Below are 8,441 nucleotides of genomic sequence, written 5' to 3' on the forward strand. Positions count from 1 at the left end.
GCGTTCTGCAGAGTCGCCAGCGCGGCGTCGAGCCCGGACTGAGCGTCCGTGACGGCTTGGTTCGCGTTGTCGCGGTTCGAGACCGCGCCCTCGAGGGTACCTTGGGCCTCAGTCACCGCCTGTGTGGCCGCATCGAGGGCGGACTGGGCCGAGGCCGCCGCGCTCTGGGCGTTCTCGAGCAACGCCTGAGCGTCCTCGAACGACCCAAGTAGATCGGAGTGTGCTTGCTGGGCAGAGCTGAGGTCGCCGGCCGCGTCGCTGTACACGTCTGCCGCCTCGTCTCGTAGCTGGCGGAGCTCGGCCATCCGAGCGTTCCAGGCTCCGACGTCACCGGCACACGTCACGTCCCCGGCCTCGCCGGGCTCGATCGACCGGCGCAGGTACGCTGCGGCCACCTTGGTATCGAAGCTGATGACCCGGCGAAGGCTGACCTCGATGGGCTTGACCCCGCCGCTCCTCCCTCGGAGCGCATTTGTCCTCGCGAAAATCTCGACGCGCTTGTGGTTCGTCTGAAAGTTGACAGGTGTGTCGATGCCTGCCCCGTCGGCGGCCTCGACGTACGAGACGTTGACGCGGACCTCGACGGGGAGAGAGTGCCCGTCCGTGGTCGTGAGGTCAACCGACTGCCAGTCGTCGCTGTGCACGTCGTCGATGTCGTCACACGCCGGAGTCGATGCGGAGGGCGTGGGGTTCAGGATGTCGCAGGCCCCTCCGAAAGCCGCGATCGGCGAGAACTCAGCGGAGTGGATGTCGATCAGATCGTCGAACGAGATCGTGTCGCGCTCGGCTACCGTTAGCACAGAGCCCAGGCCGTATCGGGCTCGAAGGCGGGCCGGCGTCGTCGCGGCGTCGAAGGCCCTGGAGTCGACGAACTCCATCGTGTGGAGCAACGTCCCCGCCACGGCCAGTTCAAACTGGTCCCGCACGATGGACTCAACCGTGCTATGCTGCGTCTCGACCTGGGACATCGTAAAGAGTCCGGCCGTGAAGATGGCCATCAAGGCGAGGAGGGTCTGAGGCATGCGAGGAGCGGGATCTTAGTACAGCCCCTACGTGCAGGAATCAGGCCCTTCAAGCCTCCTATCGCTCATGCCCCTACCGTTCGCCTGAATGGAACAGGTAGCCTCCATCTAAGACACCAATACCTGAGAACGTGCTCAAGGCCGGCCTCTAAGCGCTCAAGGCTTCACGGTTCGATTCGACCCATCCCGTGGGTAGAACCTTCTCCCGCTACTGTTTCGTTATCGAACCGACTGGGTGGCCCCTTAGTGCTCTCCTGCCGTCACGCGAAGCATTTCGTCGATGGACACCTCTCCGCGTAGCACCAAGACCCGAGCGGAAGCCTGCAGTGTCAGCATCCCCTCTCCCTCTGCGATCGTACGGATTTCGTTCTCGTTGATCTCGCCACCAGCCCCAACAATCGCAGCTTGAATAGCGGGCGTAAAGTAGAGAGCCTCAGCGCAAGCTCGACGTCCTTTGTACCCCTTCCCCTTGCAGTTGGGACAGGACGTACCGTGAGCGGCTTCGAACATCGGAGCTGATTCGATTTCCTCGTCTGAGAACCCCAACTCCGACATCAAAATCGGGTCACGATCCGTGTATGGGCGCTTGCAGTCATCACAAAGCGTTCGAATCAATCGCTGGGCGACGACCAAATTGATGGCGTACGCGATCAGGAAGGGCTCGAGGCCCATCTTGTACAGTCGCGAGACCGCACTCGGCGCGTCGTTCGTGTGAAGCGTCGAGAACGTGAGGTGGCCCGTGTTGGCCAGCTTGATCGCGAGCTCGGCCGTGGGTTTGTCGCGCATCTCACCCACCATGACGACGTCGGGGTCGTGCCGGAGGATGGATCGGAGCGCCTGCTCGAGGGACAGCTTGTGGGAAAGCTTGATCTGCCGGACTCCCGGGATGATGTACTCGACCGGGTCCTCGACCGTGAGAACGTTCACCTCCGGCGTGACCACGTTTGACAGCGCCGCCACCAACGTCGTGGACTTTCCAGACCCAGTCGGGCCGGTCAGGATGACCATGCCGTGCGGCTGACGGATCGCCTTTCCAAACTGGGCGAGCGCGCCCTCGAGGAGTCCGAGCTTGCCGAGGTCGGTGATGACCTTGCGGTCGTCCAGGATTCGGATGACGATGCTCTCCGCCCGAACCTCGGGGTTCGCGTTCGCGATCGGCAGGATCGAGACGCGGTACCGGATGAGAGTGCCGTCGACGACGCGCTGGATGAAGCCGTCCTGGGCCATGTCCCTCTCGAAGCGGTCCACGTTGAGGGCGGTGTCCTTGAAGACGGCGAGCAGCGCCTCCGGGTGCCCCCTCTCCTCCGTGTGCCAGTGGGCTAGGCGCCCATCGACGCGAAAGTGGACCTCCGTCTGACGCTTGGCGTTCGGCCAGATGTGGATGTCCGAAGCCCCCAGCCGAACGCCCTCGATCAGGATGGCCTCCGTCAGGTTGAGGAGGGCCGACTGAGAGATCTCGGCCTCGAGTTGGTCCTCGTCGACGAGCGTCTTCTCGCCGGTCTCGAACGAGACGCCAAAGTCGACGTCCGGGCCGGTGTCGTTGGAGAGCCGCTCGAGGTACTCGTTCTTGCGGGGAAACGCGTCCTGGATGACGGCGTCGACGACGGAGCCCGGCGCGTAGCAGAGCTCGAAACGCTCGATCTCGAGGCCGTTGATCACCTTTTGCAGCTCGGGCCGCATGGGGTCTTCGGTGATGAAGACCAGCTTCAGGATGCCCGACGGCTGGTCCTGCGCGTAGGCGTACGGGATCGCTTTCAGCTCGATGAGACGGTCTCCCAATCCGTCGTCGAAGGACTCGATAACGGTCTTTGCGAACTCGGACTCCGGCTCGCGATCCTTGACCGGCGCCAGACGAAAGGCGTAGGTCGCGGCGGCCTGTTCGAAGACCGTGTCGCGGTCGACCCCGACGCTGATGAGCGCGCGCCACAAGGGGTCCCTGCTGGTGCCGCGCTTTCTCTCGGCCTCCGCCTCCGCGATCTGCTCCGGCGTCACCAAGCCTCGTCGGTGGAGGGCTTGCACGACGCGGTCCTGGACGTTCGGGAGTGCGATGACTGCCGGGACATCGGACGCCGACGACTCGACGGCCCCCGAACGGGACGGCACGACGGCCGTCTGCGTTCGAGAGTTCGGAGCGGTGAGCGAGGACATAAGAGGCAGGTGCGGAAGGATCTGGAGCGGCGGACTACGCGCCCGTGCCCATCATCTCACTCGAGGACGGACGGATCAGGGCGGTCTCGGCAGACAGGACCGTGAGGAAGGCGACCATGACGCCGATGAAGAGCCCGACGAACGTCTGGATGGTCTCGACGGCCGTCTTGAGCTTGAGCGTCGTCTCGCGTTCGTAGTAGTCCGCCATCTGCTGGGCGCTCTTGCGGACGGCACCGGTCTCGGCGCCGGTCTTGAACCGGGAGAGCGTCATCTGGGTAAACACGCCCGAGGCTTCGAGAGACTCCACCAACCCCGCGCCACGCGTCATCATCGCTGGGATCGTGATGGTCTTGACCTGGTGCTCCATGTAGCGGTTGCCCGACGCTTCGGCCGCCACCTTGATGACCTCGAGGTTCTCGCCCGACCCGCTGTAGAGGATGGCGAACACGCGGCAGAAGACCTCGATGTTGAGCTTGTGCAAGAGCTGCCCGATGACCGGAATCCGGATCACGTTCTTGTCGATGACGAACTGGCCCTTGGGCGTCCTGGCCCAGGCGACGAAGGCGATCACGAGGATGAGGAAGATGACGCCCATGACGCCCATGTACTTGTCCAGGAACGCGCTCATGGCGAGCGAGAACGTGGTCAAGGGCGGGAGTTCGATGCCTTCGAACGACGCGAACAGGCCGGCCGTCTCGGGCACGATGTACCAGACGTACCAGATGAACACGCCGATCGTGGCAAAGATGGTGATCGACGGCATGATGAGAGAGCTGCGAACGCTCTTTTTGAACTCGTCGCGCCGCTCGAGGAAGCGAGCGGTGGCCTCGTAGATCTCGGCCATGTTGCCGGACTGGCTGGCCACGCCCAGCATGTAGGCCGTGAACTTGCCGAGGCGGTCCTGGTGCTTCATGAAGGCCTGCTTGGCCTCCGTCCCGCCCTTCAAGTCGGACGAGATGTCGCGCAGGACTTGCTTCAGCGACTTCGAGGAGATGTCGGACATCAGCAGGTTCATGACCTCCGTGAAGGCCATCTTCTCCATCAGCAAGTTGGCCGCGAGGCGGACAAACATGATGACATCCCCCGTCGGCGGCTTCCGCTGAATGTTGAGCAGCGACTTCTTGACGGAGACGACCTCGAGGCCCATCCGCTCGAGCGCCTTCGTGATCTCGTCCTCGGCGTACGCCTTCTGCTCGCCCTTGACGAGCTCACCGGACTTGTTCTTGACCTTGTAGCGGAAGAGCATCCGCTCCTCGAGGTCGCGCAGGGTAAACGCGTGCTTCTCCGATAGCGAGGCGACCTTCTTCTCGGCCGTCTTCTTATTGGGCGCGTAGACCGTGCCCTGGACGGACTGGCCGCCGGCGGCGACGCCATTAAAACGGAACTCTGCCATCGGGAGGAAGCGGGGGGACTGAGGTATCGCCGGGTATAGTGTCGACTTAACGTCCTCGAGGGCGAGCGTCGACCTCGAGGGCGGGCTTAGTCGAGCGTGATGCCGCCGTCGAAGTCGACGATGCTCGAGTCGACGTCGTAGTCCGTGATGTAGGCCCGGACGCCGATTCCGGGGAAACGCTCGCTGACGCCAGTCACGACCAGCCTCGAGGGCGTCGCCTCGGTGATGGCGAACCGCCCTCGGACCGTCGTGGTGTCGAGGCCGAGCGTTCGCAAGCCTCGATCAGCCAGTCGCTCGTAGGACATGTTGCCGCCGGCATACGGGTCCGACGTGATCTTCCACTGGACGGCGTAGCCGGCGATGGCGAGCGAGCGGTCGATGAGGCCATCCGCCTCGTCCTGCCGGAAGCTCCGGTCGAGGGCGGGGAACGCAGCCATGACCGCGACCCCAACGAGGATGACGCCGACAACGAGAAGAAGAAGTTGTTGCTGACCCATGGGTTAGATCGTGCAGTTGTGGGTACAAGTAGAACCGAGCAGAGGCCTCTAGTGTGCAGTAGCTAGAACTATGACGGTGCAGGAACCGCCGTGCAAATCTCTATCCAAGCGCTTCGAATCCATCGAGACCGTCAAGGCGCAAAGTCGAGTACCGTCCTCGCAGACGCGCTGGACGTCAAGCCGTGGCCGTCCTCGAGGACGGACTCCCCGTCGTAGCGGACCAAGACGGTGCGCGTCGTGTCAGTCACCTCTCCCCACGCAGGAGTAGGCTCCCTCACGAGGATGACCTCGAGGGCGCGGAGAGGGTCGTCCGGGTGCTGGCGGTTCCAATCCGCCCACACAAACGCTGCGTAGTGTTCCCGATGCGGTGCGAACCGGTCCGACGCGTAGTGCTTCATGAGCAACTTCCGCCAGTGGACTGTCTCGTATCCAGCTCCCGAAGAGTCACGAGGTCCGACACCGACAACTCTCCCCCGCCGACCTCCCGTTGTCGTCGCCGTCACCTCGTACCAGACGTCGGCGCGGGACGGGTTCGGAGAGAACATGGTCCAGTTCTGATAGACTCCCATCTGGTAGGCGACTCGGGCGAGGATCGGCTGCGTTGGACCAAGCACCAGATCAGACCCGCGTGGATCCACTTCCTGCCACCCCACCACTGCAGAGAACAGGATCAAAACAGTTGCGAAGGCCGATCGGACGGGTGACAACGCGCCTAGTGACGAGAGAGAAATCCGTTGCCCGTCACTCTGTCCACTCAGCGCCAGCCAACGCCCGAACTGAACACCGAACCAGCCCCAGAACGCTGTGGGAAGAACAACCAACCAACCGACGATGCAGACGTACGGGAAGAGACCCAGATCCATCGTCGCAATCAGCCCCCCGTGGAACCCGATGAACGTCAGCGCGGCCACCGTCCTTGAGGCGCCGGGACGAAATGGCGACAGAGCTAGCAGTGGCCCGAACGCCTCGAGGACGAGAGTCGCTAGCGTCCCTGCCTGAAGCAGAACGAACGGCGCACTCCCCACCCATTCTCCAAAAGGCGTGGTGTAGACCTCGAGGTTGAGCGCGTAATAGAGAGCGGTGAAGTCCGACCGCCACGTGGGTCCCGTCTTATGGAAGACGGAGACGAGGTAGACAGCGTAGAGTTGGATTAGCACGCCTGCCGTTGCAACGTTGAACACGTGGCCCCTCGGGACTAGAACCCTGTTCCGCCGGGCGTCGAGTGAGGCTGTGCTGCCAAGGGGCAGAAGGCAGCCCCAGAACAGCAAGAGCAGCAGGAGTCGGTCGCCAGCAGTGAGGACGAACGGGTTCGCATGGTGGAGCGAGAACAGCATCGCGGCCGACACCACGGTAGCGCCTCGCGTCCGGTACCCGATGAGGAGGGCGATTGCCGCCACAGCCGCCGCAACGAACAACGTGGCCTGCCATGCTGGGTGACCACTGAGAGCATGAAGCGACGGCTGAACCCCGCCCAACAACTCGTCGAGGGCGACTCGCGGGAGTGCTCCCCCGTCAGTGTAATGAGCGACAAAATGACGACTCCGACCAGCAAGGTCAGCGAGAAGCAGAGTGCCCAGCCCCATACGGAAGGCCGAGAGTGCGCGAGGATCAACTCCCCACACGTCTGTGATCAGGTCTGACCACTTGGTGCCACTGCTGCGGGTGGTCATCATTGACATGGAGTCCGGGTCGAGAGAGGGCTAAACGGCAAGAGCCCCCCCCGAGCGATGCTCTGGGAGGGCTCCTGTGTGGTAGCGCGGGCTGGATCAGCCGGCGTCTCCGGCGTCTCCGGCATCGCCAGCGTCACCGCCGCCGCCAGCCGTGCTGCTGGTCGTCGTCGTGATGTCGCTAGGCGTCGGACCCGTGACTGCGACCGTCACCTGGTTGTTCGTGTTCGAACCCAGACCGGTGCCCGTGATGGTGCCAAGGGCAAGGGCGTAGCAACCGTTCAGGTTACCGTAGCCAGTGCAACCCGTAACGGTGCCAGTGGCGTAGCCGAGGTCGGCGAACGTTGCGGTAGCGATGCTCTCGCCGTCACCAGGTCCACCGAAGGCCTGCGGCTTGAGGCTCCAGGCCTGGAGGTCGGAGGCGATGCGGACGCCGTCGTTGACCATCGCGTCGAGGTTGGCCTTCTGCTGGTTCTCGGAGAATGCCTGGATACCGACGACGACGGCCAAGCCGACGATGACGATGCCCAGAACGAGGAGGAGGAGTTGTTGCTGTCCCATGGTAGGAGGGTAGGTAGGGGGAGGGCGAAAATGCCCCGGGGTGGAAATGCCCCCTTGGCGGGGCGGTCAAGGGAGCGGCAGGGTGCCGTCCGTGTTCGGTGCTCCAGATGCGAGAGCCGTGCCGAACCCGCCCCCGGGACCGTGCCACCCCGTCCAGTCCCTCTCGTCGGTCACCGAAACGTGCCATCTGCGCCCACCATCAGCCCCTGAAGCGCCCTCGAGGGCGTTGCCGCGGTCGGGGGCCACGAATCGGAGTGGGTTCCGAAACGAAACCGACGGGTAGGATTCGCCCGGCCTCGAGGCCGGAATGGAACTCTCGAGGGCGTTCAGCCGTGGGCACGCCCCACTCTCCCCTCTCTCATGTCCGACTCTCAGCCCACACCCGACCCCAACAGCTCCACTCTTCAGTCTGAAGCCCAGCGTCTCGCCGATGCCGCAAAGGACCGTGCCGGAGAAGCGTTCACCGAGCTAAAGGTGGCGTCCAACCAGGTCGTCGATAAGATCCGCGAGCTGGTCGAAGACGCGAACGTCAAGCGCGTCACGATTCAGAAGGACGGGAAGACGATGTTCGAGATTCCGCTCACCGTCGGCGTCGGGGCTGGAGCCGCGGCCCTGCTCGCGACGCCCGTGCTCGCAGCCGTCGGCGCTCTCGCCGCTCTCGTGAATGACGTCACGCTCGTGGTCGAGCGCGACACGGACACCGCTACGGACGCCGTCGCCAATGCTGCGGACCCCGTCGCCACCGACGAGGCCGGCGACCAGGGCAAGACGGTCGGCAAGCCGTCGGGCGAGTAATCGACCTCGAGGACGAACCGGGCGCCGGCTCCATGACGACGGAGGAGACCGGCGCCTTGCTAGACCCGCTCGTCGAGCGGTACGAACGGACCGCGTTCATCGAGGACGACCCGGTCTCGGTCGTCCACGCGTTCGACGACCCCGCAGACCAAGAGGTGATCGGACTCTATGCCGCGATCCTCGCCTGGGGACGCCGCTCGGTCATCTTGTCGAAGCTGGCCGACCTGGTCGAGCGGATGGACGGCCGACCCGCGCAGTTCGTCCGCTCCTTCACGCTCGGGTCGTGCGCCCTCGAGGGCTTTAAGCATCGGACATTCTCGTCGGCCGACGCGGTGGCGCTCCCGCGGTCCGTGCGGGC

The 8,441-nt window shown here is 64.1% G+C and carries 7 protein-coding genes and 1 pseudogene; 2 read left to right on the forward strand and 6 right to left on the reverse strand.

Annotated features, from left to right (window positions below):
• From WBA11_RS08070 to WBA11_RS08095, 6 genes and pseudogenes are all read right to left on the reverse strand, one after another.
• Positions 1 to 1,022: pseudogene (locus WBA11_RS08070) on the reverse strand (hypothetical protein); the annotation flags it as partial.
• Positions 1,023 to 1,265: 243 nt separating this feature from the next.
• Positions 1,266 to 3,125, reverse strand: a complete 1,860-nt coding sequence (locus WBA11_RS08075) for a GspE/PulE family protein (RefSeq protein WP_424520187.1) — start codon at positions 3,123 to 3,125, stop codon at positions 1,266 to 1,268.
• Positions 3,126 to 3,204: 79 nt separating this feature from the next.
• Positions 3,205 to 4,563, reverse strand: coding sequence for a type II secretion system F family protein (locus tag WBA11_RS08080; protein ID WP_424520188.1), 1,359 nt, complete (start codon positions 4,561 to 4,563; stop codon positions 3,205 to 3,207).
• A gap of 86 nt (positions 4,564 to 4,649) precedes the next feature.
• Positions 4,650 to 5,000, reverse strand: coding sequence for a hypothetical protein (locus WBA11_RS08085; protein ID WP_424520189.1), 351 nt, complete (start codon positions 4,998 to 5,000; stop codon positions 4,650 to 4,652).
• A 191-nt stretch (positions 5,001 to 5,191) separates the two neighbouring features.
• The gene (locus WBA11_RS08090) at positions 5,192 to 6,733 is read right to left on the reverse strand and encodes an HTTM domain-containing protein (RefSeq protein ID WP_424520190.1); all 1,542 of its coding nucleotides are present in this window, start codon (positions 6,731 to 6,733) and stop codon (positions 5,192 to 5,194) included.
• 93 nt (positions 6,734 to 6,826) lie between these two features.
• Positions 6,827 to 7,288 carry a hypothetical protein gene (locus WBA11_RS08095; RefSeq protein WP_424520191.1) on the reverse strand — a complete coding sequence of 154 codons (462 nt, stop codon included), beginning with the start codon at positions 7,286 to 7,288 and terminating at the stop codon, positions 6,827 to 6,829.
• Positions 7,289 to 7,648: 360 nt separating this feature from the next.
• On the opposite strand from WBA11_RS08095, the gene WBA11_RS08100 reads away from it, so the two are divergent.
• A complete protein-coding gene (locus WBA11_RS08100) occupies positions 7,649 to 8,083 on the forward strand; it encodes a DUF4342 domain-containing protein (RefSeq protein ID WP_424520192.1) in 435 nt (144 codons plus the stop codon).
• 32 nt (positions 8,084 to 8,115) lie between these two features.
• Positions 8,116 to 8,441 (forward strand): DUF2400 family protein (locus WBA11_RS08105; RefSeq protein ID WP_424520193.1); only part of this gene is annotated, 326 nt, incomplete at its 3' end.

The organism is Rubrivirga sp. (assembly GCF_049648075.1).
GTDB lineage: Bacteria > Bacteroidota > Rhodothermia > Rhodothermales > Rubricoccaceae > Rubrivirga.

Bases quoted from the DNA above. Each gene is read 5' to 3' on its own strand.
- WBA11_RS08080 (WP_424520188.1), bottom strand. From the start codon at position 4,563: ATGGCAGAGTTCCGTTTTAATGGCGTCGCCGCCGGCGGCCAGTCCGTC.
- WBA11_RS08085 (WP_424520189.1), bottom strand. From the start codon at position 5,000: ATGGCTGCGTTCCCCGCCCTCGACCGGAGCTTCCGGCAGGACGAGGCG.
- WBA11_RS08090 (WP_424520190.1), bottom strand. From the start codon at position 6,733: ATGATGACCACCCGCAGCAGTGGCACCAAGTGGTCAGACCTGATCACA.
- WBA11_RS08095 (WP_424520191.1), bottom strand. From the start codon at position 7,288: ATGGGACAGCAACAACTCCTCCTCCTCGTTCTGGGCATCGTCATCGTC.
- WBA11_RS08100 (WP_424520192.1), top strand. From the start codon at position 7,649: ATGTCCGACTCTCAGCCCACACCCGACCCCAACAGCTCCACTCTTCAG.